Origin of the sequence: Enterococcus sp. ARL09-542, assembly GCF_005234805.1 — a bacterium.
Classification (GTDB): Bacteria; Bacillota; Bacilli; order Lactobacillales; family Enterococcaceae; genus Enterococcus_D; species Enterococcus_D gallinarum.
The window spans coordinates 82,557-108,697 of the sequence record NZ_QPQX01000005.1 but is presented as its reverse complement, the minus strand read 5'-3'; the positions used below and the strand labels follow the sequence as shown (position 1 = coordinate 108,697).

Genomic DNA, 26,141 nt, shown 5'->3' with positions numbered 1-26,141 from the left:
GTCTAAAAGCAATCTGTCTTTTTTTGTATAAATTTTTTTCATTCTTTTCGCTTTTCTGGGAAGTTTGCTATAATAATACAGAACAAGAAAGTGGGGAGAAAGAATGTTAAGAGTTGAAAAATTAAGAGAAGCAATGAGAAAAGATGCCGTTGATGGTTTTTTGATCACGAGCCCATACAATTTGCGTTATTTGACTAATTTTACCGGCACGACTGGTTTAGCTGTCATTACATTGGAAAAAGCTTTTTTCGTTACTGATTTTCGTTATACAGAGCAAGCGGCTGCTCAAGCACAAGGATTTGAAATCGTAAAAAATAGCGGACCGATTTTTGAAGAAGTTGCGGCTATTTGCGAAAAAGAAGAGATCAATGTTTTGGCTTTCGAAGAAAGTTACGTCAGCTTTTCTGATTATTCGGTCTTGGAGGAGATTATTGAAGAATCTTCATTGGCTCCTGTTTCAGGTATGATCGAAGCATTGCGGGAAGTCAAAGATGAGTCAGAAATCGCGTTGATCCAACAAGCTTGCCATATTGCGGATCAAGGATTTGAACATATTTTGAAAATGATCCGTCCCGGAATGTCAGAAATAGAAGTAGCCAATCAACTTGACTTTTTCATGCGTTCTTTGGGCGCTACAAGCGTTTCTTTTGATACAATCGTTGCCAGTGGATTACGTTCAGCTATGCCCCATGGGGTAGCTAGTGAAAAAGTAATTGAACAAGGAGATTTGATCACTCTGGATTTTGGTTGCTACTATCAAGGATATGTTTCTGATATGACTCGGACGTTCGCCGTAGGTGATCCCGGAGACAAATTAAAAGAAATTTATCGAATCGTCCTTGAAGCTCAAGAAAAAGTTTTAGCTGCAGCCAAACCGGGCATGACAGGAATTGAATTAGATGCAATCGCACGTGATCATATTGCTTCATTCGGCTATGGAGAAGCTTTCGGACATTCAACGGGTCACGGAATCGGTCTAGAGATCCATGAAGGACCAAACGTCTCTTTCCGAGCAGACAAAGCATTTGTTACGGGCAACGTCATTACAGACGAACCGGGAATTTATCTTCCAGGTATCGGCGGCGTTCGAATCGAAGATGATTTGTTGATCACAGAAACTGGTAATCAAGTTTTGACGCATTCTCCTAAAGAATTGATCATCTTGTAAATCAACATCCTCGTTTATTTCAGAAAATTCATTGAGAATAGTGGGTTATTATAGATTCTCAGTGCAGAAAATGATAAACTTAGGGCGAGAAGAAACCTCTATACAAATGAAACTGTCTATCCAAGTCATGACTTATTGAGACGAAACATATCGTGAAGGGATAGATAACAATGTGTGGAAGTTTAGAATGGAGGCAAAACTTATGAATGAAGATAAAAATCTAGTCTTAGACGCAAGTCCTGAATTAGGCGAAATTGTGATCGCACCAGAAGTCATCGAGATCATTATTGGTATCGCAGCATCTAAAGTGGAAGGTGTCTATGGGATGCGGGGGACATTAGCCAATAGTGTGACTGAATTGCTTGGACGCTCCGCGCATGGCAAAGGGGTCTACTTGACAATCGATGAAACTGGGATCAAGGTTGATCTTTATTGCTATCTAAGCTATGGCGTTTCTGTGCCTAAAGTAGCAATGGAAATTCAAGATCGAGTGAAACAGCAAGTATTGTTCATGACAGATGTTCACTTAGCGGAAGTCAATGTACATGTGGTAGCTGTAGTACCAGAAAAGATTGAGCAACCTGATATTGAAGAATTATTCGGAAACGACGAGGAAGAAAATGAGTAAAGAATTATCACGTCACGAGATTCGGAAAATGGCTCTGCAAGCCTTATTTCCTTTAGATTTTAATAAAGATTTAACGAAACAAGATGCGATCATGCATGCAATTGAGTTGGAACACCATGAGCTGATTGATGAAGAACAGGAACACTTCGTTCCAGCGTATTTGGATCAACTTGTAGCAGGGGTATGTCAGTACAAAGAAGCGTTGGATGAAGTGATCCAGTCCCATTTAAAATCCGGTTGGAAGATCCAACGATTATCAAAAATGGATGTAACGATTTTACGAATTGCATTATATGAAATGGTGTATGTTGACAATGTTCCTAATCGAGTCGCGTTAAATGAAGCCATTGAATTAGCCAAAACATTCAGTGATGACCAATCAAGAAAATTTGTGAATGGTATTTTGTCTAATGTGAACAGTGAAATTGAAAGTAAGAATGACTAGTTAATCAAAACAGCCTCAGCTAAAAGCTGAGGCTGTTTTTTGGTTATTTGCGATACAATGCCATAGTTGTTATTAAGTTGGTTGAGGTGAAAAACTGGATCTTTCTACAGAGAGAAGTGTTAATAAAAGTAATTTTTTCAAAAAAACAGCTGAAAAATAAAAATAAAAGCGATATTTTGAATAAAAGTATTGACTTTAGAATATTCTGACGATTTAATTGAAAGTAATAATTGAAAGGAGTCAGAAAAAATGAAAATTATTTCAGCGGATAATGGGAAAGAATTTGAAACGATATTTGATTCATTGAATCAAACCAACGGAAAGGTTCAAATGGGAGTGGTTCGGTTAGCTCCAGGTGAGAAAAGACCATTAGAGGGATTTGCACGTCACACACAAGATGAATTTTCCTATGTGATCAAAGGAAGCGCTCATACAGTTTTAGAAGACGGAACAGATCTCACTGGAAATCCGGGAGACTGTCAATGGATCGAAGCCGGAGAAGGGCATATCAACTACAATGATGGCACAGAAACGGCTGAGGTTGTGTGGTTTTTGGTGGAACGATAAAAAAGGAGGAAAAGAATGAGAAAAGGATTTAACAGATTGTTGGGGTTGATAGTAGCAATGATATTTTTGACTGGATGTACAGCAGGTACAACAACAAAGCAGAAAGAAGATTCAGCCTCTCAAGTGATTCGACTAATGTCTATGACAGAGCTAACTTCATTGGATCCGGCTGCCATGTTGGACTTCCCAGATGCAATTATTCAAACAGCCACTTTTGAAGGCTTATATCTATTGGATGAAAAGGATGAAGTGCAGCCGGGTGTAGCAGTTGATTTACCGGAAATTTCGTCTGACGGCAAAACTTATCGCTTTAGGTTACGCGAAAATGCACAATGGAGCAATGGGGATCCGGTGACAGCGAATGACTTTGAATATGCTTGGAAACGGATGATTGATCCTGAAAATGCATTTCAGTATAGTTTCTTGATGAATGGATTGATCGAAAATGCGGAAGAAATTGCCCGTGGTGATCAGTCGGCGGATACGCTAGGTGTTGAAGCAAAGGATGACTATACATTAGAAGTCCGTCTTACACAACCAGCTCCGTATTTTACTTCCTTGATGGTTTTTCCGATTTTCTTTCCTCAAAATCAATCGGTTGTCGAAAAATTTGGACAGGAATATGGGACAGCCAGCGACAAAATTGTTTATAATGGACCATTTGTTGTAAAAAACTGGCAGCAAACTGAGATGAATTGGGATTTAGCCAAGAATGAATCTTATTGGGATCAAGAAGCTATTCTGGCAGAAGAGATCCATTATGATGTGGTAAAAGAATCTGCAACCGCGCTAAATCTTTATGAAGATGGACAGTTGGATGTCGCAATCATCAGTGGAGAGATCGCCAAACAAATGCAGTCAAGTGACCAATTTGCCTCTTATCCTTCGGCAACGATGAATTATATCCGGTTAAATCAAGAAAGAAAGGGACAACCGACACCTTTACAAAATGAAAATTTACGAAAAGCTCTCGCATTGGCCATTGATAAAGAGAATCTTGTCAATAATATTATGGCAGATGGATCCAAACCCTTGAATGGCGCGATCACAGAAGGCTTTGTCGCTAATCCTGATACTGGCGTGGACTTTCGTGAGGAAGCCGGTGATTTGATGGCCTATGATAAAGAAAAAGCGCTAGCCTATTGGGAACAGGCAAAAGCAGAATTAGGCGATGAAATCGAGCTTGATCTGTTAACGACTGATGATGGTTCCTACAAAAAAATGGGTGAGAGTATCCAATGGAGTTTGGAGGACCTCTTTACTGGTTTGAAGGTCAATATGCGCTCGCTGCCAGCCGAAACAGCGTTGAATCTTGCTAGTGAAAGCGACTATGATTTGTTCCTAATTTATTGGACTCCCGATTACCAAGATCCTTATTCTACACTTAAGATGATGTATAGCGGAAACAATCGCCATTACTCGAATCCTTTTTATGACCGCTTATTGGATGATGCCAGCACTACCTATGCTCTTGATGAGAACAAGCGATGGGAAACGATGATTGCAGCCGAAAAAGAACTGATGGAAACAACTGCCGGTATGATCGTTATCAGCCAAAATCAAAACTCAGTGTTACAAAATCCTTCAATCTCAGGATTAAACTATCACACTTTTGCGGCACCGATGACTCTCAGAAACCTTGTGAAAAATGAGTGAAGAATAGCTGATCAATCAGACTCATTATATCAAAACTGCGGGTTTTGAATTGATTAGGTTTCTACAAATAAATAGTGAAAACTAGGCAGTCCTTTTGCAAAAGAGGCTGCCTTTATTGTTCTGTGTGAGTCTTTGGTTAAGCAGTTGCAATGAGAAAATGCTATGATACTAGAGATGGGAAACGATGATTTTCCTACCAGAAATCATTTTTCTTCAAAGCGAACTATGCTAGAATAGAAAAAAGTCAGAGGAGTTGTCAAGATGGGTATTTTGATTAATGGAAAAGAATTAGCAGAAAAAATGCAAGCAGATCTTACTGCAGAAACCGCCCTTTTAAAAGAACAAGGAATTGTTCCCGGCTTAGTTGTTCTACTGGTAGGGGAAGATAAAGCAAGTCAAACGTATGTGCGAAACAAAGAACTGGCTGCGGCAAGAATCGGCATACGATCTAAAGTTGAACATTATCCCGAGTCGATAACTGAAGAAGAACTACTTAGTGAAATCGACAAGTACAATCAGGACCCAGACTTTCATGGTATCTTAGTCCAGCTGCCACTGCCAAAACAAATCGATGAAGAGAAAGTGTTGCTAGCTATCCGACCTGAAAAAGATGTCGATGGTTTCCATCCTATCAACCTTGGTAAATTGTTTGCTGGTGTTCCCGATCGAATCCCTTGCACCCCTTACGGTATTATGAAAATGTTTGAAGCGTATGATATTCCACTTGAAGGTAAAAATGCATTAGTGATCGGCCGAAGCAATATCGTAGGCAAACCGATGGCACATTTGCTTCTCGGTAAAAATGCTACCGTCACGATCGCACATTCAAAAACACAGAATTTACCAGCATTGGCTAGACAAGCCGATATCTTAGTGGTTGCGATTGGACGCGGTCATTTTGTAACTAAAGAATTTGTGAAAGAAGGAGCAGTCGTTATTGATGTAGGAATGAATCGTGATGAGGCAGGAAAATTGATTGGGGATGTGAAATTTGCTGAAGTTGAACCTATCGCAAGCTATATCACGCCAGTTCCACGAGGCGTCGGACCAATGACGATCACGATGCTGATGGCACAAACCTTAGCAGCGGCAAAGGAGACTGTAAAGAGATAACATGGCACAACAATATTTAACTGTGACCGCATTGACCAAATACTTGAAACGCAAGTTTGATGCTGATCCTTACTTGGAACGGGTCTATTTGACTGGAGAAATCTCCAATTTTCGCAGACGGCCAAACCATCAATATTTTAGCTTAAAAGACGATGGCGCAAAAATTTCGACAGTCATGTTCAAGGGAGCTTTTGACAAGCTGCGATTTCAGCCGGAAGAAGGAATGAAAGTGTTGGCTGTTGGCCGCATTTCACTCTATGAGGCCAGCGGAAATTATCAGATGTACATTGAACACATGGAACCTGACGGAGTGGGGGCGTTGTATCAAGCCTACGAACAACTTAAGAAAAAATTAGCAGAAGAAGGGCTATTTTCAGCTCCCAAAAAAATCCTTCCACGATTTCCAAAACGAATCGCGGTACTTACAAGCCCCAGTGGCGCAGTGATTCGGGATATTATCACCACTGCGCAGCGGCGCTATCCGATTGCCGAAATCGTCTTGTTTCCAACCGTAGTCCAAGGAGACAAGGCAGCAGATGATGTAGTAAAAAATATCCAACGAGTAGAAGCAGATGGCACCTTCGATACAATGATTATTGGCCGCGGCGGAGGTTCTATCGAAGATCTCTGGCCATTTAATGAAGAACGCGTTGCACGTGCCATATTCGCTGCCGAGACACCAGTCATTTCTTCTGTGGGACATGAGACAGATACCACCATCGCTGATTTAGTGGCTGATGTACGAGCAGCCACACCAACTGCTGCTGCTGAATTAGCAGTGCCAGTTCTTTCAGAAGAAATTTTACGGATCGAAGAGAAGCAAACAAGGCTTGAACAAGCATTTATGTATCAAATCCAGCGGAAACAAGAACGTTTCCAACGGGCAGTAGGTTCTTATATTTTTCGTCAGCCAGAGCGCTTATATGAGGCCCAAGCGATTAAGCTGGATCAGTTGCAGCAACGAATGAATCAATCGTTGCAAACACAGCTCTATGATAAAGAGAAGGTGGCCAGTCAGTTGATTCATCGTTTGGAACAACAGCTACCTAAGGCACGGCTATCAGCTGCAGGACAAGAAGTTACTTATTTAACGCAACGACTAGAAAAAGCCATTCAACTTAGCGTTGAAAAAAAAGAACAGCGATTTTTAAGTGCTCTCCAATCGTTAGATCTTTTGAGCCCTCTAAAAATCATGGGACGAGGCTACAGTTTTACGACGAAAGACGAGCAAGTCGTTAAAACCATCGCAGATATTGAAGCTGGTGATGAGTTGAACGTCCATTATCAAGATGGTCAAGCGCTTGTTAAAGTTATTGCAACAGAAGGAGAAGATCATGGCAAATCCAACATTTGAAGAATCATTACAAGAATTAGAACAAATCGTTACTCGGCTGGAACAAGGCGATGTACCATTAGAAGAAGCTCTTGACGCTTTTCAAAAGGGAATGGTATTAAGCAAACAGTGCAAAGATACATTGGCTAAAGCAGAAAAATCATTAACAAAAATGATGACTGAAAACAATGAAGAAGTTCTTTTTGATGAGGAAGACTAATGGATAACATGCAACAATTTCAAGAAAAATATCTTTCGGAGATCGAAGCTGTGATTGTTCGATTTCTAGAAGAGCATACAAGTGATCAAACGTTGAAAGATAGTATGCTCTACTCCATTCATGCTGGCGGCAAACGAATTCGTCCACTGCTGTTGACAGCGACCGTTGCTTCTTTCCATAAGTCAATGACTTTGGGAGTATACCAGACTGCAGCAGCCCTAGAGATGATTCATACCTATTCACTGATTCATGATGATTTGCCGGCGATGGACGATGACGCCTTGCGACGAGGCAAACCAACAAACCATAAAGTCTATGGAGAAGCACTAGCAATCCTTGCTGGGGACGGTCTATTGACTGCTGCGTTTCAGTTGTTATCGTTAGCTGATCTTGAACCAGATAAGAAAATTTTGCTTTTGCAGCAGCTTAGTCATACGGCAGGCACAGCGGGAATGGTGGCTGGACAGGCAGCAGATATCCAAGGGGAAAATCAGCAACTCACACTTGATGAGCTGATCAGCATTCACGAACGCAAAACAGGTGAACTGATTCGTTTTGCAGTGATTGCAGGTGGTATTTTAGCGGATCAGACAGAAGAAGTTATCCAGCTGCTCGATCAATTTGCTCGTCATATGGGCTTAGCCTTCCAAATCCGCGATGATCTTTTAGATGTCACCAGTACAACAGAAGTATTGGGCAAGATTGTCCATCGAGATGATGCACTAGCTAAAAGTACTTATCCGGCTTTGCTAGGACTTGATGGCGCTAGTGAAGCGTTGAAGGATGAATTGAATCAAGCGTATGCTGTGTTAGATGAACTGAGCAGTTATGGACATTTCGATCAACGATTGATCACATCCGTTGTCAAACAATTCGAGATTAGAGGAAAGTAATGAAAAAAGAACGAGTAGATGTTTTAGCGGTCCAACAAGGACTTTTTGAAACCAGAGAACAAGCGAAGCGCGGTGTCATGGCTGGATTAGTTTACACAGAGAAAAATGAACGTTTAGACAAACCAGGTGAAAAAATCAGCGGGGAGACACAGTTGCAAATCAAAGGCAAAAAGCTACCTTATGTCTCCCGTGGTGGCTTAAAACTTGAAAAAGCTTTGAAAATTTTTGACTTTGAGGTGAAAGACCAAATTCTGCTGGATATTGGTGCGTCTACCGGCGGCTTTACTGATGCAGCTCTGCAGAATGGGGCAAAAATGAGTTATGCCTTAGACGTTGGCTACAATCAGTTGGCGTGGAAACTACGTCAAGATCCGCGAGTAGTCGTGATGGAACGTGTGAATTTTCGTTATGCCAAACCTACTGATTTTTTAGAAGGATTACCAGAAAGAGCAACCATCGATGTGTCATTTATCTCTTTGAAGTTGATCTTGCCGCCGTTACATGAAATTCTCGTAGACCAAGGAGAAGTCATAGCGCTGATCAAGCCCCAATTCGAAGCAGGGAAAGCATCTGTCGGAAAAAACGGCATTGTTCGTGATCCTGCAGTCCATCAAAGGGTTCTCGAAGAAATCTTGGACTTTGCCCAATCGAATGGCTTTAATATTCTTGATCTTAGTTTTTCACCGATCACGGGCGGTGAAGGCAACATTGAATTTTTGGTTCATCTACAGAAAGTGCAGAATGGTGATGGCACAAGGAAAGCCGAAATCTCTGTCCCTCAGATCGTTGCTGAAGCACATGAAACCTTTCATCATCCAAAAACTTACTGATTTTGCAGAGCTGGTATTTTACATGCCGGCTCTCTTTCTTTCTGTCTAAAAATAGGATAAAATTAGTAGGAATTCAATCAGGAGGAACGAGAGATGAGAAAAAAAGAGCGTCATCGTTTGATAACACGATTGCTTAGTGAGCAAGATATTCAAAAACAGGAAGAATTTGTCGAATTGCTTCAGGAAAAAGGGGTGTCGGTCACACAAGCGACAATTTCCCGCGATATCAAAGAAATGAAGCTAGTCAAAGTCCCTTCACAAAAAGGTGGCTACCGCTACAGCATTCCTCAAGAAACGTCAGAAGATGTCATTGCCAAATTAGAAAAGATTTTGAAAGCTGCCTTTGTTTCTGTTGATCGAATGGATAAATTCGTTATTTTACGCACATTGCCGGGAAATGCTTCCGCTTTGGCAAATTTGATCGATAAACAATATGCAAAGGAACTGTTTGGTACCTTAAATGATGATGACAATGTATTGATGATCACTAAAACAGAAGCAGATGCAGAAACTTTGTTTAAAGATTTTCAACGATTTATGTAGAGGAGGCAATCCATGCTTTTAGAGTTGACCATTCAAAATTTCGCAATTATTTCCCACTTACACCTTTCTTTTCATGAAGGAATGACAGCTTTGACAGGTGAAACAGGTGCCGGGAAATCAATCATTATTGATGCGATGGGCTTGTTAGCCGGCGGACGCGGATCTACTGACTACTTGCGTCAAGGAGCAGAGAAATGCCGACTGGAAGGCCTTTTTGAATGGCCGCAGCAGTCTGAGTTTCAAGAACTGACAGAAGAATTAGGCATTGATCAAGAAGATGTGCTGATCGTCCAACGGGATATCACACAAGCAGGAAAAACAATCTGTCGTGTCAATGGACGTACGGTCACCTTGGCAAATCTGCGAAAGATTGGTCTTTTTTTAGTTGATATTCAAGGACAAAACGAACATCAAGAGTTATTACAGCCGGAAAGGCATCTTAGCTTGGTAGATGGGTTTGGCGATGATGGTTTCAAAGAAGAACTGCTGCACTATCAGGATGCCTATCAGGAATACCGCAATTTAGAAAAACAGGTTCGCAATATTCAGGAAAATGAACAATTATATGTTCAACGGATGGATATGCTGCGATTCCAACAAGAAGAAATCGCACAGGCTGAATTAATCGAGGGCGAAGAAGAAAATCTGATCGAAGAACGTGAGAAGTTAACCAACTATCAGAAAATCGTCGATGCACTGGGGCAAAGTTATGGTGCGCTCTCTTCAGAAGAAATGAGCAGTGTCGACGGTGTGAGTGTGGCACTGTCCGAGATCCAATCTATCGCCCACTTAGATCAAGCCTATGAAAAAATCACTGAAACGATCCAGAGCGCTTATTATTTGTTGCAGGATGCTGCTTCTGATATTTCACGACAATTAGATAACCTTGAACTTGATGAAGGACGTCTAGAAGAAGTTATCAACCGACTGGAAACGATTCGTCAATTGAAGCGCAAATACGGCGAGTCCATCTCCGTCATCCTAGCTTATTATGAAGAAATTAGTAAGGAGATCTCTGAATCTGCCTATACTGAAGGCCAGCTGGAACAGTTAGAAGAGCAATTGACAGCTAAGGCCGATGCTGTTTGGGCTCTTGCTGAACAACTCCATGTCAAGCGGCGAGAAATCGCACATCGATTAGAAAAAGAAATTGTGCAAGAATTGAACGACCTCTATATGGAACATGCACAGTTTGAAGTTCGCTTTGCAAATGGCAAGCAGTTGACAGCTACTGGATTTGATAGTGTGGCTTTTTATCTCACGACCAATCCTGGGGAAGGCATGAAGCCGTTGGTTCGGGTAGCATCTGGGGGTGAGCTGTCTCGTATCTTATTAGCATTGAAATCGATTTTTTCACGGAAACAAGGGATCACGAGTATTGTTTTTGACGAAGTAGATACCGGAGTCAGTGGCCGCGTGGCGCAAGCAATTGCTGAAAAGATCTCAAAAATTGCGTTGAATTCCCAAGTATTGTGTATCACTCATTTGCCGCAAGTAGCCGCAGTAGCTGATTATCAATATTTTATTGAAAAAGCGATCCAAGAAGGACGGACGGAGACTCGAGTTCGTCAGTTATCCTATGAAGAACGAGTGACTGAGATTGCTCGTATGTTATCAGGAGCAGAAATCACAGAACTGACAGTAGAGCATGCGCGTGAATTGTTAGCCTTGGCTCATCAGTAAATACTTGAAAGAAGTTACCCACAAAATGGAAACGCGAACGCAAGTGCCGCTCCCTTCAAACTAGTTAAGAAGCGACTGCTTGGTTCAGGCGGTTCCATTTTGTTGATTTTGGAGGATGGAAAATGAAAAAATATCAAAAAATACTACTTGGTCTAGTGATCGGCCTACTGCTGATCGGTGCAGGTGGATGGTTGGGCTGGCAAAAATTACACTATCCGGCAAGTGAAGCCGCTCAAGCAGCTCTTTCAAAAGGGCAAGAGAAACGAGATGCGCTTTATTTCTCTGGAGACCCTGAAAAACCACTCGTTGTTTTTTATCCGGGAGCACTAGTAGATGCAGAAAGTTACAGTATTTGGGCAAAAGAGGTGTCTGAAAAAGGATACTCGGTTGCAATCGTCAAGATGCCCTTTGATATGGCGGTCCTTGGGGGAAATCGAGCAGAGAATATTTTAAACGAATTTCCACATAGTGGCTATGTGATTGGCGGGCATTCATTGGGTGGCGTGATTGCAAGCCGTTATGCCGCTAGTCAAAAGAATGGGTTAAAGGGAGTCTTTTTCTTAGCGAGTTATCCAGATGAAAAAGGCAGTTTAGCAGAGACTAATTTGCCTGTGCTTTCTCTCACTGCTAGCAATGACGAGGTATTGAATCAAGGGAATTATCAAGCAGCAAAAACCTATTTGCCGGATTCAGCTATTTTCGAAACAATCTCAGGAGGCAATCACGCTGGTTTTGGTAGTTACGGCTCACAGCGTGGTGACGGAGCTGCCTCGATTTCAAATGAGGAACAACAACAACAGATCGCTGAGAAACTCACACAATGGTTAGATAACCTGGATAAAACACAATAATCCGTTATTTTGGACAAAAAAAGACGGCAGAAGCTGGTACATAAATGACCACTTCTGCCGCCGTTTTGATTCAACATACATTTGGGGAAATGTTGATGAAATCACGAAAACGTCGAACATAATTTGGGGCTATTCTTGATTGGGGAAGCAAGAAAGGTTATTATGTTCTTTTAATAATTGTTTTCTTATCCAGTATAGCACAGTAAGAATTGACAATATACTTCTTTTTACTAATTGAAAAAAATTTTTACTTTTTTACTTTTAGTTATTTTCTGTAAGTGATTGTAGGAAATGGAGTAAATTTTTGTCAGGAGTGAGAAATATTAGCAAATAATAATTTTCAACAATTCCATAAAATGGTAAAATGGAAATAATTGTATTTAACTTTGGAGAGAACAAGGAGCGTTATCATGAAAAAATTGAAATTTTTGGGACCAGTTTTAGGCTTGGTCATTCTATTATCAGGATGTGCAAAATGGATCGATCAAGGGGAATCGATCACCGCTGTCGGCTCATCCGCATTACAGCCGTTAGTAGAGACTGTGGCAGAAGAATTCCAAAATGAAAACCCAGGCAGATTTATTAATGTTCAAGGTGGCGGTAGTGGTACAGGATTGAGCCAAGTTCAAGCAGGTGCTGTAGATATCGGCAACTCAGATCTGTTTGCAGAAGAAAAGTCTGGTATCGATGCTAAAGCACTTGTGGATCATAAAGTAGCTGTAGTAGGAATCACTCCTATTGTAAATAAAAATGTCGGTGTATCTGATATCTCTACAGAAAATTTACGAAAGATTTTTCTAGGCGAAATTACCAACTGGAAAGAAGTAGGGGGGAATGATCAAAAAATCGTTCTATTGAACCGTGCGGCAGGAAGCGGAACAAGAGGAACCTTCGAAAAATGGATCATGGATGGAGAAACAGCAATCCCATCGCAAGAACAAGATTCAAGTGGAATGGTCCGTTCGATTGTTTCGGATACGCCGGGAGCTATCAGTTACGTTGCATTCTCTTATGTGACGGATGATGTCAATGTTCTTTCTATTGATGGCGTAGCACCGACAGACGAAAATGTGACGACAAATGACTGGAAAGTCTGGGCGTATGAACACATGTATACGAAGGGAGAACCTACAGCACTGACAGCAGAATTCCTAGAGTATATCCTTTCGGATGAAGTTCAAGAGCACATTGTTGGGGATCTTGGTTATATTCCTATTTCAAGAATGCAAGTTGAACGTGATTGGGAAGGAAATGTCATCAAGTAACCTTTACACAAAATTTACAATGTTGCCGAAAAATTTACAAAAGGTTTAACAGAAATTGATGTTCGAGCGATAAACTAATATTTGTGAATTTAGTTTGATTTTTGAGGAGGAATCCCTCGTGGAAAATGTAAAAGAAGTGTTAACGAAAAAATCTAAGCGAGCAAAAATGGAGCAGCGGGGAAAGCTCATTAGTTTTCTTTGTATCGCATTGATCGTTTTGGTTGTGATCTCAATTTTTTATTTTGTAGCAAGTCGTGGGCTTGCCACGTTTTTCGTTGATAAAGTAAATGTGTTTGATTTCTTGTTTGGTACACAATGGAACCCTAGTGCTGTTGGTCCAGATGGACAGCCGCTTGTCGGCGCATTGCCGATGATCGTCGGCTCATTTGTGGTAACTTTCTTATCAGCGATTATCGCAACACCATTTGCGATTGGTGCAGCTGTCTTTATGGTAGAAGTTTCCCCTCGCAACGGTGAAAAGATTTTGCAGCCAGTTATCGAGTTACTAGTGGGGATCCCATCCGTTGTTTACGGATTTATCGGACTATCCGTGATTGTTCCAGCGGTCCGTTCTGTTTTTGGCGGTACTGGTTTTGGGATTCTGGCAGGGACATTTGTTCTGTTTATCATGATCTTGCCAACTGTGACGACAATGACTGTCGATGCGTTGCGAGCAGTCCCAAGACACTATCGCGAAGCCTCACTTGCTCTTGGAGCAACAAGATGGCAAACGATTTACAAAGTTGTTTTGCGGGCAGCAGTTCCAGGGATTTTAACAGCAGTCGTCTTTGGAATGGCTCGGGCATTTGGTGAAGCATTGGCCATCCAAATGGTGATCGGGAATGCGGCATTGATGCCGTCTAGCTTGGTGACACCTGCTTCAACATTGACATCGATTCTAACGATGGGAATCGGAAATACGATCATGGGGACTGTTGAAAATAACGTGCTATGGTCATTAGCGCTGATCTTATTATTAATGTCTTTATTGTTCAATATTGTGATTCGATTGATTGGTAAGAAAGGAGCGTTGAAATAATGAATGCAAAACGCTCAGATAAAATTGCGACTGGTGTGCTTTATGCTGTAGCAGGAATCATTGTTTTGATTTTGGCTTCTTTATTGCTTTATATCTTAGTACGAGGGATTCCTCATATCAGTTGGGAATTTTTGACCTCACCTTCCAAAGCTTATCAAGAAGGTGGTGGGATTGGGATTCAGCTATTCAACTCATTGTATCTTTTATTGGTTACAATGATCATTAGTTTCCCGATTTCATTAGGTGCCGGGATCTATTTATCCGAATATGCGAAAAAGAATTGGTTTACAGATGTAGTGAGAACATCGATTGAGATTCTTAGTTCGTTGCCTTCAGTTGTAGTCGGTCTTTTTGGTTTTTTAGTCTTCGTTATCCAATTCGGTTACGGATTCTCGATTATTTCAGGAGCCCTAGCACTAACGTTTTTCAATTTACCATTACTAACAAGAAATGTAGAAGAATCATTGCAAGCCATCCACTATACACAGCGTGAAGCTGGGTTGTCGCTTGGATTGTCACGCTGGGAAACAGTCATGCGAATCATCGTTCCTGAAGCAACACCAGGGATATTGACTGGTGTGATCCTAAGTTCAGGACGTATTTTCGGGGAAGCCGCAGCATTGATTTACACCGCAGGTCAGAGTGCGCCAGCGTTAGACTTTTCAAATTGGAACCCGCTGAGTGTTTCCAGCCCGATCAGCATTTTCCGACAAGCGGAAACATTGGCTGTCCATATTTGGAAAATCAATACAGAAGGAACGATGCCTGATGGAATCCAAGTTTCAGCTGGCGCTTCAGCTGTCCTGATCATCGCTGTTCTATTGTTTAACTTTGGCGCTCGTGCAATCGGTAAACGATTGTATAAGAAAATGACGTCAGCATAAGGAGAATCACTGTATGAATGATTATAATTGGGAAGAACGCAATATCATTACCTTTGATCGACCAGAAGACGTCGCTCTTTATACAAATGATCTGCACGTATGGTATGGAACGAATGAAGCGATCAAAGGAATCGATCTGCAATTTGAAAAAAACAAAATTACCGCATTGATTGGACCTTCTGGTTGTGGGAAATCGACCTATCTTCGTTCATTGAATCGCATGAACGATGGTATTGCGAATACGAAAGTAACGGGTCAAATTATGTACAAGGGTGTCGATGTCAATACGAAAGAAGTCGATGTCTATGAAATGCGCAAACGGATTGGCATGGTTTTTCAACGTCCAAATCCTTTCAGTAAATCAATTTATGACAATATCGCATTTGCTTTGCGTCGTCATGGTGAAAAGAACAAGAAGAAATTAGACGAGATCGTTGAAACAAGTTTGAAACAAGCCGCTCTGTGGGATCAAGTCAAAGACAGCCTGGATAAAAGTGCTTTAGCATTGTCCGGGGGGCAACAACAACGTCTGTGTATTGCTCGTGCCATCGCTATGAAGCCGGATATTTTACTTTTGGATGAACCAGCGAGTGCGCTAGATCCAATCTCTACCGGAACGGTTGAAGAAACATTGGTCAACTTAAAGCAAGATTATTCGATTATTATCGTGACGCACAACATGCAGCAAGCTGCACGGATCAGTGACTATACCGCGTTCTTTTACTTGGGAAATGCAATTGAATATGATCACACACGAAAAATATTCACGCGTCCTAAAATCCAAGCAACAGAAGATTATGTATCAGGTCACTTTGGCTAATCTGATCCGATCAGTAAACGGAGGCTAAGAAATGGCAGAAGAAATTATCACATCAAAAGATCTGCATTTATATTATGGAAAAAAAGAAGCACTAAAAGGAATCGATCTTTCCATCAATAAAGGAGAAATTACTGCAATGATCGGTCCTTCCGGCTGCGGCAAGTCGACTTATCTTCGTTCGTTGAATCGGATGAATGATTTGATTCCTGGTGTCACGATCACAGGGAGTGTCGTATATAAAGGAAAAGACATCTACAGTCCGCAACAAGATACAGTAGATTTACGGAAAGAAATCGGTATGGTTTTCCAACAACCGAATCCATTTCCCTTTTCGATTTACGAAAACGTTATTTATGGGTTAAAATTAAAGGGTGTCAAAGACAAAGAGATTCTCGATAAAACCGTGGAAGAAAGCTTGAAAGCTGCCTCAGTATGGGATGATGTCAAAGATAAGCTTCATCAAAGTGCGCTTTCTTTGTCTGGCGGCCAGCAACAGCGGGTTTGTATTGCCCGAGTATTGGCTGTCGATCCGGAAATCATTTTATTAGATGAACCAACCAGTGCGTTGGATCCTATTTCATCAGGTAAAATCGAAAATACCCTTTTGACACTAAAAGAACGATACACAATGATCATTGTGACTCATAACATGTCTCAAGCTTCAAGAATCTCTGACAAAACAGCCTTCTTCTTAGATGGCAACTTGATCGAATTCAATGATACCAAGAAAGTATTCTTGAGTCCGAGGGAGAAAGAAACAGAAGACTATATTTCAGGAAGATTTGGTTAGGAGGAAAAAGCAATGTTGCGTACACAATTTGAAGAAGAATTACTGAATCTTCACAATCAATTTTATGAAATGGGGATGCTTGTAAGTAGTGCGATCCATAAATCTGTTCGTGCTTATGTGAAGCATGATAAAGAGATCGCTCAAGAAGTAATAGAAAACGATGAAGCAATCAACAATATGGAAGTTCGACTTGAGAAGAAAAGTTTCGAAATGATTGCCTTGCAACAACCTGTAACGACTGATTTGCGAATGATCATCACTGTGATGAAAGCTAGTTCCGATTTGGAACGAATGGGAGATCACGCGGTATCTATCGCAAAGTCAACGATTCGTGTTAAAGGCGAGACCCGAATTGCAGAGATTGAGAAAGAAATTTCCGATATGTCTGACTATGTCAAAAAAATGGTGGACAATGTTTTGGTCGCTTATGTAAAAACGGACCAAGAAGATGCCCGGATGATTGCACAAATGGATGAGCGGGTAAATGATTACTATCGAGATATCTATTATAAAACGATCGATAGCATGAAAGCCAATCCTGAGACAGTTGTCAGTGGTACGGATTATCTTTCTGTGGCCCAATATCTCGAGCGGATTGGTGATTATGTCACAAATATTTGCGAATGGATCGTTTATTTGGCTACTGGTAAGATCAGTGAGTTAAATAGTAATCGTTCTGAGCTGATGTAGTGAGCATATCTTTGTTCAAAATATAGATTTAGCTCATCAGCTTTCACATGAATGTATATTATTATTGTACGGACTGTACTGTAAGAAGAGAGATGAAAAATAGCGTATCATTGATCTGGGATCATGGATAAACTATTGGAAAACGTGTGAGGTTATTCTTGCGCTATTCGGTTCTTCTGTAGTACAGTTTTTTTGTAGTTTTTTAGATAAAGCTGATAAGCACAAGTTTTCCTTTCACAAAGAATCATCTTCTCTGATTTCAAGCAGAACAATTACTCTTTTATTGAAAGAACTTCGGATTGATAAAAACTTGGTACTTAAGACCTATGACAGTTTGCGGAAAAACAGGCATAATAGGTTCGTAAGCTAAACTTGCAAACAAAAATTTGCTGAAGGAGGCAATTTCCATGAACGAAAGAGAACGTGTATTGGATTTAGTGAAAAAAGGTGTGCTTTCTACAGAAGAAGCATTGGATTTGCTGGAAGGAATGGCAAAAGCCAAAGACGAGAATCAAATCAACAAAGCTGCAGCTGAAGTATCCGCTGATAAGACAAATAATGACTTTTTTGAAGAAGTTGAAGAAGCCCACGAGAAAGAAGAAGCTTCTTTTGATGGTGAAGAAAAACTTCGTCAAAATGAAGCACAAGATAAAGAAAATCTTGAAAAAATCTTGGACGGATTGGCAACTGAGGCAAACCAAGCTTCTGCTGAATTAGATGAGATCAATGTAGAAATTCAAGGTGTAAAAGAGGAACTGAAAGAAGCACAAGAAGTCCTCATGCAATTGAACACAAAAGAGGAATTGGATCAATTATCTGAAGAAGAACTTGCAACACGGCAAGAGACGGAAGCGACAATCGCTTCTCTAGAAGATTCATTAGATAGTTTGAGCGAAGAAAAAGCGACATTGGATGCGAAGTTGAAAAATATTCGCAAAGACCAATGGTCACAAACAAAAGAAAAAATCAGCCAAAAACTTGATATTCCAGATGACTGGAAAGAACAAGCCTCTGATACATTTACTCAAGTCAGTGAAAAAATGGTTGATGCAGGTACTCAATTTGGACAATTCTTGAAAAAAACAGTTCGTGCTGTTTCAGAATCAGTGAATGACAACATGGAATGGAAAGATATCAATCTGAAAGTTCCAGGAGTAGCAGCAACGAAATTTGAACATACCTTTGAATATGCTGAAACAGAAGCAACATTGATCGATGTGAAACTAGCAAACGGAAATGTTGAATTCCGCTTGTGGGATCAACCGGGTGTGAAAGTGGATGCTAAAATCAAACTCTATGGTAAAATGGATGCTGCAACACCTTTCGATGCTTTTGATGCACGAAGCCAAATTGATGTCGACGATGAACGCATTTCATTCCAAATTCCAAACAAGCGTATCCGCGCTGATCTGGTTTTCTATCTGCCGACACGTACCTATGATCATGTTGCAGTGAAATTGTTGAACGGGAATGTAACATTTGACGAATTGGTGGCAAGAGATGTTTATACGAAATCAACCAACGGTACGATCGATTTCCGCAAAGTAGATGCTACGATGTTGGAGATTGAAGGTGTCAATGGAAATATCTTGGTTCAAGATGGAGATATCCTTGATGCTATCATTGAAACTGTCAATGGGGATGTTACTCTTACCGCGACACCACAAAATACTGGAATTTCTCTAGTGAACGGTAATATCCGAATCACTTACAAAGAAGACCGACTACAAAAATTAAATGCTAGCTCAGTCAACGGAAATGTCAAAGTAGCATTACCACAATCAGTTGGATTTGAAGGCTTGGCAAAAACCAGCTTAGGAAGTATCAATCAACGGCTGAGCAATTTTGAAATCGTGCGTGAGAAAAAAGAACGTATGAACCAATTATTGCAATTCCGCCGCGTAGCTGATAAAGTAGCACAAGTCGATCTTTCAACAACGACTGGGAATGTCTTTATCAAAGACACAGAACAATAATCTGATTCCATCAGATCTATAGATAGATTGTCAGAAGGAAGGTGAAGGTAAATGAACAAACGATTAACGAAATCAACCAATAATGTAGTGATTACAGGTACTCTGGGAGGTTTAGCAGAATACTTAGGAATCGATCCAACGATCATCCGTGTGATCTATGTCTTTCTATCATTAGTGACAGCTGGTTTCCCTGGGATCACCCTTTATGTCATCATGGCGATCTTGATCCCTTCTGGACGCAAAAGCTCTGGTGGATATGGACACGACAATCAGTACTACAAAGCGAACAACAAAGAAACAAATCGTCCGCGCAAAGAAGCAGATAAAGTCGAGGATGAGGACTGGAGTGACTTCTAATGTCCTACTTTCAACGACTGATAATGAATACACTCACCTTTGTTGCTCTGGCAGTATTGCTGCCAAACATGGTCCATGTACGTAGCATCATGATGGCATTAGTAGCCAGCTTTGTTCTCTCTATTTTAAATGCGTTGATCAAACCAATCTTGAGTATCATCTCATTTCCATTAACGCTGTTGACATTTGGGCTTTTCAGTTTTGTCATCAATGCTTTAATGCTGAATTTGACTTCAACTTTTGTAGGAGCTGCTAACTTTGGCTTTTCCTCATTTGGTGCAGCGATTCTGGTTGCTTTGATTATGTCAGTGATCAATATGATTGTGACTGAACACCATATCGAAAAATATACAAAATAAAACATCCACACGTTTCTGATACATAGCTAGCTATGTTGAAAGAACGTGTGGATGTTTTTGTTGTTTAATATTAAAGAACAATGTGAACAAACAAACTGTAATAATAAGAAAAGCAAAACATCTTTTTTTGTAATTTTTTATAAAAGAAAGACAAATCCGCCAATTATTTCTTCGAAATAACCATTTTTTGTCATGTTCATCTAGCTGTGTCATGTTAAATTGAGTAGAAAAATCTGTGAAAATACTCGTGTCTATTAGTTTCATTTGTTATTGTTTCGCAGTGATAAATATTGATAGAAGTAGTATTTTATGAAGGGGATCGATGGGAATACGAGCAGTATCATCGCACCACTTTTTTGACTAATAGCTATTCACTAAAACGAATAGTCTAAGCAGTTAAGCCGCCCACGCTAGAGTACCATTCTAAAATCTACGGAAACAATTCTTGCTGAATATCCACTACTACTAACTAAGTGAATAGTTATATTGTTCTTAAATACAGCTGAATTTTTGCACAAAGGTTCTTTTAATGCGCTTGAAAGTGCAAGCGGGCATTTTTGATTAATAATACAATTAAAAATGATGTAAAAAAGGAGAACTTAGATGTCTGCAAATTTAAGCAACTTTGCTGTTTATGTAGTAGATGATAATTTTTTTAATGGAGAGTGGCTAAAAAAAGCGATCCAAGAATGCCAACTTCCGTGTGCTTCAGTAGAAATTTTCCTGCCGGACCAATTTGAGCGTTTTATTAATGAACACCTTACCGATATCAATGATTTATTCTTATTTTCCACTGATATGAAAGGATATGATCGAGGTTTTCAATTAGCAGGAAGATTGAGAAGCCAATGTAAAAAATGTCAAATAGCTTTTTATGGAATAGATGCTTCAAAGATACAGATGAAAAAAATGAACCTCCTGTGCCCATTAGGGATCATTGATACAAAAGAAGCGTTTAAACACCAACTAAGAAACTTATTAATTGAAGCAATAGAAATAAAGCAATCACTATTAGGCAAAAAGCACTTATTAAAGCTTGAAAACAAACGAGAATTGATCGTTATGGATGCAGAATCAATCAACTATATCACAACGGTCAAAGAAGAGCGCAACCAAATCGTTCTTCACCAAAAGAAGTCGATCGAATACATTGAGATGTCCTTGAAAGTCATCAAGCAATTGGACCTACCCGCTTATTATAAAGTGTTTAAATCCTACATTATCAATACAGGACAAATCAGGAAAATTGATCGAACAAACAACATTCTTTCTTTTTTTAGCGGTGAAGAATTAGAAGTGGGTAAGAAAATAAGAAAAGCGATTGATTAAAAATACATATATAAATTGGAGGAGAATAATGAAGAAAATCACTAAAAAAATAGAACAAAGTATGGTTGTTATTGCATTGAGTCTTACTCAGATCACAACGCCAATACTGGTGATTGCTGAAACATCTGAGGCTGATCAGCCAGCTGAAACAATTAGTAAAATAGACAAAGAAAAAGATCCTATCTTGGCTTCATCTGAAAAAGAAGCTTCCTCATTCACTTCAAGTGCTAGTAGTCAAGAAGAAGTTGATACTTCTTCCAGTGAAGAGAACGAAGTGGATCAAAGTGAGGAAACATCAGGTATAAAAGATTCTAGTGTTGCAGAAACTGAAACCAACAAATCTTCTACTGATCCCAAAATAGTTAAGAAAGAAGAAAATGCTTCTCGTTCCAATCGACAAATAAAGGCGCAAGAACTTTTAAAGAAAGGAACACTGCTTACGATGGCTGATGAAGAGTACAGCCAAACACAGGAAACAAGAGTGCTAAATAATACACCAGTTAAACTAAAATTGGATTTTGAAATCATTGACGAAGATTACTTAGCTGGAACAACTGTTGTTTTTAGTTTGCCGGACACCCTTGGATTTACCGATAATCAAGGGACGATTCAAGGCATCGATGCGACTTGGTAAGTAGACAGTGCCAATCGTCAAGTAACGATCACTTTTAATCAAGCTATCCACGATGCAACATTTTCCCTTGAATTAAAGAGTTATCTTTATTCAGAAAGTACCCCGCAAATCAAAGTGACAATTGATGATCTAAATAAAACCAGTTATGCGATCGATCTTTATGAAGATGTCGAATCATTGAAGTACGAGCAACAAAAAAACATTTTTGGTCTAGATGGTACAGTGTATTATAATTTAGACCGCAAGCTCTCGGGAACGGAAACACTCTCTTTGCAACTTATTGACACCCCAGGAGCAGTTTTCAAAAAAATAGAATCGCAACCACTAAAGGTTTATAGCTATGATGTAGATATCAAAGGGAATATCACGCCAGAAACGCAAACGGAGCTAGCCGCTGGCACAGATTATACAATTACAGCTAATGACTTACAAAATACAGCAGTTGAGATCAAACAAATGGATCAGCAAAAGGCTTATGGTGTTGTCTATCAATTCACGATGAGCATATCTGAAATTAGTTACCATCAGTATTCTTATTACAAAAACTATCCAACCACCGGTTTTGGATCAGTAAATCTTGAACCATCGGCTGGGGAGTACCGTGGAATTTCTTTTGTGGCAAAAACAAGTCAAACTGAAAAAGAAATTTCATCAAGGTATTATACAGCTGTTGCCGGTGGAAATTTATATTCCAATGAAAAGGGATCCTACTATTTAACATTACATGGCATGCCAACTGAAATGAAAAAAGGACAGCAGATAACGATATCCGCTGAAAATGGACAGGAACTTACAGTGAAGCAACTAATGGTCAATGATGCTTTTTATCAAAATGTACTTTTAGATGAATACTTTAAAGTCGAAAATTCTAACGGCATGTTGACCTTGACGGCAACCAAAGACAGTAACCTAGCATTTTCCATGATTCATCTTACGGTTCCTTTTGATCAAAAAGACATCGTCATGAATGTCACGACTCCTTTGATTCCCAATGAAAAATTCAAAGTGATTGGGGATGATTATGTACAACCAATCTCAGTTTTATATCCTAATTCAGCTGAGACAGCTTGGGGGAACTACAACCAAAATGGTGCCTATGCAAATGATACTTCAGTCAACGTTGAAGGAAGCACAACACAACCTGTCGAAAATCTTAAAATCTTCGTCGAACATCCAGATTATTTGACACTTAGAAAAGTTCCAGAAGTGAACTATTATTACAAGATCGATCAAGATTACCGTATCGAGAAGGTTGAGGGAGGGTCCTTAGTTACTTTTATTACGCCAATCAATCGTTCAATTCAATTTGACATTGGATTTAATTATGTGCCAGACAGTCTCGCTTCTACAACGCGGATCCCAGTAGATAAAATTCCGATTAGTATCTCAGCGGATGGCTTGGATACTGTCAATACAACAGTTACCACTGGAAGAAAAAACTATTCAGAACAAACGTTGCAAGGAAGCAAAAATCAATTTTTAGTTAATGCCCGGCAAGATACCATCAAAGATCTGAAGGTAGAAACACATGTACCAATGAATACAGATGTCGTATTTTCCATTATCGATGTCTCCAATGATCAAGTGGAAGGGATTTATCCTCAATACTGGGCTCGGGGGCAATACAATACGCAAGTCATGAAAGAATCAGATCCGAATTACCCTACCATCACGCATGATGAAGCGACGAATTATTATACGTTCGATTTTGGGACAACTGATCACAGATACATCATTGCCTATCATTATGCAAATGGTTGGCAGGAAACGAAATCAATTCTGATACCGGGATTTGCTAAAGAACCACTGTATGGTAATCAACAAGGGTCATCGACGGTCACTGTCTCTAATACCGCAACAGACATTATCGATATTAGTCAAAGGACAGTTACTAGCGCAAAAAACGTAACCCAAGTCACTGTGAAAACGAAAAACATTGATGATGGAACAAAGAAAGTTGTAAATCCAACGTTCAGCTTAAAATCTATTGGCAACACCAATGGAGAAATCGATCCAAACTCCATCAGAATCTCAAATGTTCCTGATGATAGTTATAAAGTAGAGAAAGTTAATGGTGAGATTCAGCTGGTTTTTGCAAACTATGTGCTTAAGGAGAACGTGGAGATCAGCTATACCGTCCTTTCTCAAAACGCTGGTCAAATTTCTGCATCAGCCACCATTTCATCCGAGACGATTAATACATTGTCCGAAGCAAAGCGCACCGCGACATCCACTATCGCAAATCTGCAATTTTCAGCAGGTGATTCGGAAGGGATTATCTATAAAACGTCTGCTTTACTTGATGTCTTTGATACAGAAAGGCCGACAAAAAAGATTGCTGGAGTTTCATTAATGTTAATCAATCAGTTGACTGGAACTGTGATCAACACCACCACTGATCAAGTAGGCGAGTCACAGTTGACAGATATTTATACAGGTAAATACAAGGTATACGTTTCAAAAGTTCCTGAAGGATATGTTGTTCCAGAAGATATTCAATCTGGTATGGATGTAAAAGTCAATCGAACGGGTAACCAGATATCTATTGGAATCACACCAGAAAAAGATTTATCCAGTATTTCAGTAAAAGACAGCACATTATACGTAGGAGACACATGGCAAGCCGAGGACAACTTTGTCTCTGCGTCGGACAAACAAGGCAATAACGTAACATTTTCAAAAGTAACCATTAGCGGCGATGTTGATACATCAAAAGTAGGTAGTTATCAAGTGACTTATACCAATGGAACAGCTAAGGCAGTGGCAACGATCACCGTCGTGTCTGATCAAGCAACCGTGGTAGCCAAAGATAGTACGCTCTATGTGGGAGATTCTTGGCAGGCGGAAGACAATTTTGTATCCGTCACAGATAAAGACGGAAAAGCAGTATCACTCGCTAATGTAACCGTCACAGGTACGGTAGACACTACGACACCCGGAAAATATGAAGTCAGCTACCGCAATGGTAAAGTTGAAGCAATAGCTACGATCACAGTTTTAGCAGATCAAACAAGCGTCAAAGCAAAAGACAGCACATTATACGTAGGAGACACATGGCAAGCTGAGGACAACTTTGTTTCTGCGACGGACAAACAAGGCAATAACGTAACATTTTCAGAAGTAACTGTTAGCGGCGATGTTGATACTTCAAAAGCAGGTAGTTATCAAGTGACCTACAAAAATGGAAACGCCGAGTCAGTGGCAACGATCACCGTCGTGTCTGATCAAGCAACCGTGGTAGCCAAAGATAGTACGCTCTACGTAGGAGACACATGGCAGGCAGAAGATAACTTTGTCTCTGCGACGGATAAAGAGGGAAAAACGTTGTCAGTAGCTGAATTGGATATAACAGGGGATGTCGATACTACGACACCTGGCAAATATGAAATCAGCTACCGCAATGGTAAAGTTGAAGCAATAGCTACGATCACAGTTTTAGCAGATCAAACAAGCGTAGTTGTTAAGGACTCAGTAGTGTATGTAGGCGATCAATGGGAGGCTAAGAACAATTTTGTCTCAGCAACTGATCGTGAGGGCAATACCCTATCAATTGAACGACTTCTTATTGAAGGATCTGTTGATACCAGGAAGGTCGGTACTTATCAGGTGAACTATTCTGTTGTTTCAAATGAGAAAGTAGCAAATCCAGCGCTGTTTGAGCGCATATTTGGGACAACCAAACAATTGACTGTTACGGCAACGGCTACGATTCAAGTGATCGAAAAACAACCAGCAACCGACGATGGAAAAAAATCTAACAACAATGATCAAACTAAACCAGTTGATCCAAAGTCAAATGATGGAAGTAAACTGATCAAAGCAACTGCTAAAGATCGTCAACAGCGAGTTTTGCCAAAAACTGGTTCGAGTGACAATCAAGTTTATCCATTAGTGGGGATTGCATTCATTGGGCTTGTTGTTACCTTCTTCTTTAGAAGAAAGAAAAAAGCGAACGAATAAGCTTATAAAATTGGCTCAATAGCCAAGCAAGAAAGCAGCGAGTATTCGTTGCTTTTTTGTTGGTCCTTAGTAAGTTAGTCCTAGCAGCTGGCAAAAAAAGAGCTGACT

Annotated in this window: 25 protein-coding genes; all 25 read left to right on the top strand. The window is 40.1% G+C overall.

The window, feature by feature from the left end; translation table 11 throughout:
* Positions 1-103: 103 nt before the first annotated feature.
* The 25 genes from DVW06_RS07400 to DVW06_RS17660 all read left to right on the top strand — a co-directional run bounded on the left by DVW06_RS07400 (position 104) and on the right by DVW06_RS17660 (position 26,033).
* Positions 104-1,168 carry a M24 family metallopeptidase gene (locus DVW06_RS07400; RefSeq protein ID WP_003126201.1) on the top strand — a complete coding sequence of 355 codons (1,065 nt, stop codon included), beginning with the start codon at positions 104-106 and terminating at the stop codon, positions 1,166-1,168.
* Between the two features lie 202 nt (positions 1,169-1,370).
* Positions 1,371-1,796 (top strand): Asp23/Gls24 family envelope stress response protein, encoded by a 426-nt coding sequence (locus tag DVW06_RS07395; RefSeq protein ID WP_003126202.1) that lies wholly within the window; start codon positions 1,371-1,373, stop codon positions 1,794-1,796.
* Positions 1,789-2,241 (top strand): transcription antitermination factor NusB, encoded by a 453-nt coding sequence (nusB, locus tag DVW06_RS07390; RefSeq protein WP_003126203.1) that lies wholly within the window; start codon positions 1,789-1,791, stop codon positions 2,239-2,241. The genes DVW06_RS07395 and nusB overlap by 8 nt, the downstream gene beginning before the upstream one ends.
* A 249-nt stretch (positions 2,242-2,490) precedes the next feature.
* Positions 2,491-2,808: a cupin domain-containing protein gene (locus tag DVW06_RS07385; protein WP_005471157.1), complete on the top strand. Its 318-nt coding sequence runs from the start codon at positions 2,491-2,493 to the stop codon at positions 2,806-2,808.
* 15 nt (positions 2,809-2,823) lie between these two features.
* Positions 2,824-4,464: a peptide ABC transporter substrate-binding protein gene (locus DVW06_RS07380; RefSeq protein ID WP_003126205.1), complete on the top strand. Its 1,641-nt coding sequence runs from the start codon at positions 2,824-2,826 to the stop codon at positions 4,462-4,464.
* A gap of 261 nt (positions 4,465-4,725) precedes the next feature.
* Positions 4,726-5,577 (top strand): bifunctional methylenetetrahydrofolate dehydrogenase/methenyltetrahydrofolate cyclohydrolase, encoded by an 852-nt coding sequence (locus DVW06_RS07375; RefSeq protein WP_005471160.1) that lies wholly within the window; start codon positions 4,726-4,728, stop codon positions 5,575-5,577.
* Position 5,578: 1 nt separating this feature from the next.
* A complete protein-coding gene (gene xseA, locus DVW06_RS07370) occupies positions 5,579-6,931 on the top strand; it encodes an exodeoxyribonuclease VII large subunit (protein ID WP_003126207.1) in 1,353 nt (450 codons plus the stop codon).
* Positions 6,912-7,130 carry an exodeoxyribonuclease VII small subunit gene (locus DVW06_RS07365; RefSeq protein WP_003126209.1) on the top strand — a complete coding sequence of 73 codons (219 nt, stop codon included), beginning with the start codon at positions 6,912-6,914 and terminating at the stop codon, positions 7,128-7,130. Before xseA ends, DVW06_RS07365 begins: the two co-directional genes overlap by 20 nt.
* 8 nt (positions 7,131-7,138) lie before the next feature.
* Entirely contained in the window at positions 7,139-8,023 is an 885-nt protein-coding gene (locus tag DVW06_RS07360) for a polyprenyl synthetase family protein (protein ID WP_003126210.1), read from the top strand.
* Positions 8,023-8,853 carry a TlyA family RNA methyltransferase gene (locus DVW06_RS07355; RefSeq protein WP_003126211.1) on the top strand — a complete coding sequence of 277 codons (831 nt, stop codon included), beginning with the start codon at positions 8,023-8,025 and terminating at the stop codon, positions 8,851-8,853. Before DVW06_RS07360 ends, DVW06_RS07355 begins: the two co-directional genes overlap by 1 nt.
* Positions 8,854-8,946: 93 nt before the next feature.
* A complete protein-coding gene (gene argR, locus DVW06_RS07350) occupies positions 8,947-9,396 on the top strand; it encodes an arginine repressor (protein WP_003126212.1) in 450 nt (149 codons plus the stop codon).
* Between the two features lie 12 nt (positions 9,397-9,408).
* On the top strand, positions 9,409-11,079 hold the full coding sequence (gene recN / locus DVW06_RS07345) for a DNA repair protein RecN (protein WP_003126213.1): 1,671 nt from the start codon (positions 9,409-9,411) through the stop codon (positions 11,077-11,079).
* Between the two features lie 122 nt (positions 11,080-11,201).
* Positions 11,202-11,930, top strand: coding sequence for an alpha/beta hydrolase (locus tag DVW06_RS07340; RefSeq protein WP_003126214.1), 729 nt, complete (start codon positions 11,202-11,204; stop codon positions 11,928-11,930).
* A 410-nt stretch (positions 11,931-12,340) separates the two neighbouring features.
* Positions 12,341-13,195: a phosphate ABC transporter substrate-binding protein PstS gene (locus tag DVW06_RS07335; RefSeq protein WP_003126216.1), complete on the top strand. Its 855-nt coding sequence runs from the start codon at positions 12,341-12,343 to the stop codon at positions 13,193-13,195.
* A gap of 118 nt (positions 13,196-13,313) precedes the next feature.
* Positions 13,314-14,234: a phosphate ABC transporter permease subunit PstC gene (pstC, locus tag DVW06_RS07330; protein WP_003126217.1), complete on the top strand. Its 921-nt coding sequence runs from the start codon at positions 13,314-13,316 to the stop codon at positions 14,232-14,234.
* A complete protein-coding gene (gene pstA, locus DVW06_RS07325) occupies positions 14,234-15,118 on the top strand; it encodes a phosphate ABC transporter permease PstA (RefSeq protein WP_003126218.1) in 885 nt (294 codons plus the stop codon). The genes pstC and pstA overlap by 1 nt, the downstream gene beginning before the upstream one ends.
* Positions 15,119-15,131: 13 nt before the next feature.
* Entirely contained in the window at positions 15,132-15,938 is an 807-nt protein-coding gene (pstB, locus tag DVW06_RS07320) for a phosphate ABC transporter ATP-binding protein PstB (RefSeq protein ID WP_003126219.1), read from the top strand.
* 31 nt (positions 15,939-15,969) lie between these two features.
* Positions 15,970-16,728, top strand: coding sequence for a phosphate ABC transporter ATP-binding protein PstB (pstB, locus tag DVW06_RS07315; RefSeq protein WP_003126221.1), 759 nt, complete (start codon positions 15,970-15,972; stop codon positions 16,726-16,728).
* A gap of 12 nt (positions 16,729-16,740) precedes the next feature.
* Positions 16,741-17,418: a phosphate signaling complex protein PhoU gene (gene phoU / locus DVW06_RS07310; protein WP_003126222.1), complete on the top strand. Its 678-nt coding sequence runs from the start codon at positions 16,741-16,743 to the stop codon at positions 17,416-17,418.
* 407 nt (positions 17,419-17,825) lie between these two features.
* A complete protein-coding gene (gene liaX, locus DVW06_RS07305; protein WP_005471173.1) occupies positions 17,826-19,394 on the top strand; it encodes a daptomycin-sensing surface protein LiaX in 1,569 nt (522 codons plus the stop codon).
* Positions 19,395-19,445: 51 nt separating this feature from the next.
* Complete coding sequence (locus DVW06_RS07300) at positions 19,446-19,751, top strand: PspC domain-containing protein (protein WP_003126224.1); 306 nt, start codon at positions 19,446-19,448, stop codon at positions 19,749-19,751.
* Complete coding sequence (locus DVW06_RS07295) at positions 19,751-20,110, top strand: phage holin family protein (protein WP_003126225.1); 360 nt, start codon at positions 19,751-19,753, stop codon at positions 20,108-20,110. The genes DVW06_RS07300 and DVW06_RS07295 overlap by 1 nt, the downstream gene beginning before the upstream one ends.
* Positions 20,111-20,713: 603 nt before the next feature.
* On the top strand, positions 20,714-21,439 hold the full coding sequence (locus tag DVW06_RS07290) for a LytTR family transcriptional regulator DNA-binding domain-containing protein (protein WP_003126227.1): 726 nt from the start codon (positions 20,714-20,716) through the stop codon (positions 21,437-21,439).
* Positions 21,440-21,467: 28 nt separating this feature from the next.
* The gene (locus tag DVW06_RS17470; RefSeq protein ID WP_238696168.1) at positions 21,468-22,073 is read left to right on the top strand and encodes a hypothetical protein; all 606 of its coding nucleotides are present in this window, start codon (positions 21,468-21,470) and stop codon (positions 22,071-22,073) included.
* A gap of 114 nt (positions 22,074-22,187) precedes the next feature.
* The gene (locus DVW06_RS17660; RefSeq protein ID WP_274543591.1) at positions 22,188-26,033 is read left to right on the top strand and encodes a bacterial Ig-like domain-containing protein; all 3,846 of its coding nucleotides are present in this window, start codon (positions 22,188-22,190) and stop codon (positions 26,031-26,033) included.
* The last annotated feature ends 108 nt before the right edge of the window (positions 26,034-26,141 follow it).